Source organism: Neisseria sp. P0021.S005, from assembly GCF_051956955.1.
Window position 1 is genome coordinate 1 of the sequence record NZ_JBQCWY010000689.1, and the last position, 1,609, is coordinate 1,609.

Sequence of the window (1,609 nt, forward strand, 5' to 3'; positions counted from 1 at the left end):
ATCTTGTTTCAAAAATAATCAAACCGTCAGTCAGACAACATAGCGAACGAGCAATTATGGAACAACAACAAAATAAATATATCAGTGCCTTAGACATTGGTACGTCCAAGGTCATCGCCTTAATCGGTGAGATTCGGGAAGATAACGAAATCCACATTGTTGGCTTGGGTCAAAGCCCTTCACGTGGTCTGCGTGCAGGTATGGTGACCAACATTGACGCCACTGCGCAAGCCATTCGTCAGGCGGTAGAAGATGCCGAGCTGATGGCAGATACCAAAATTTCCCACGTCGTCACCGGTATTGCCGGTAACCATATCCGCAGCCTGAATTCACAAGGCGTGGTCAAAATTAAAGATGGCGAAGTATCGCAAGCCGACATCGATCGTGCCATCGAAACGGCAAAAGCCATCAATATTCCGCCTGATCACAATATCTTGCATACCGTGGTTCAAGAGTACATCATCGACAACCAACCCGGTGTGAAAGAACCTATCGGTATGAGCGGCGTGCGTTTGGATACCCGTGTACACATCATTACCGGTGCGAACACTGCTTTGCAAAATATCCAAAAATGTATCCAACGCTGCGGCCTGCAAATGGATCAAATCATGCTTCAGCCTTTGGCAAGCGGTCACGCCGTTTTGACTGAAGACGAAAAAGATTTGGGTGTGTGCGTCATCGATATCGGTGGCGGTACAACCGACATCGCGGTTTATACTAATGGCGCCATCCGCCATACTGCGGTTATTCCCGTTGCCGGCGATTTGATTACCAAAGACTTGGCGCAAGCCTTGCGTACGCCGCACAGCGCAGCCGAGTACATCAAAATCCATTACGGCGCTGCGATTCCGACTATGGACGGCTTGGATGAAATGATTGAAGTCCCTAGCGTTGGCGACCGTCAATCGCGTCAAATTTCACGCCGTGTATTGGCTGAAATCATCGGCCCGCGCGTAGAAGAGATTTTGGAATTGACGCTGAATGAATTGCGCCGCTCCGGTTTCCCTGAAGAAGTGCTGACTTCCGGTATCGTTTTGACCGGTGGTGCTTCTATGTTGACCGGTATTGTTGAGTTGGCGGAAGAAATCTTCAACCTGCCGGCACGTATCGGTGTTCCACAGGAAATGGGTGGTGTATCTGAGCGTATCCGTAATCCACGCTATTCAACCGCCATCGGTCTTTTGCAGGCGGCAAGGGGAGAGGAAGACGGCGCGCCGGTGACAGGTGCCATTGTGGTCCATGATCAGGCTGAAAAAATCAGTCTGTGGGCAAGACTGATGAAATTCGTTAAAGACAATTTCTGATAAAAGTTTTCAGGGCAGGCGGTGTACCAACCGTTTGTCCTGAATATTTAAGTGAAATTAAACGGTTTTAAATAATTGCCAAGTGGATAATTTAAAACTTGTATATTTTCTGTTAAAAAATGTAGTAAAAATATAACGCCGACAGCCGAATGGTAAGAAGATTTTTGCCAGTATCTGGATACTTCTTATATAATACGGATAATGAGTTATTTTTGAACCGTCCTTATAAAGCGGGGCGCGGAGGATTATTGAATGGAATTTGTTTACGACGTAGCAGAATCAGCAACGAGCCCTGCTGTTATTAA

1 protein-coding gene is annotated in these 1,609 nt (G+C 47.0%); it reads left to right on the forward strand.

Annotated features, from left to right (window positions below; genetic code table 11):
* Positions 1–56 precede the first annotated feature (56 nt).
* Positions 57–1,304 carry a cell division protein FtsA gene (gene ftsA, locus ACTHUE_RS18355; protein ID WP_070606053.1) on the forward strand — a complete coding sequence of 416 codons (1,248 nt, stop codon included), beginning with the start codon at positions 57–59 and terminating at the stop codon, positions 1,302–1,304.
* The last annotated feature ends 305 nt before the right edge of the window (positions 1,305–1,609 follow it).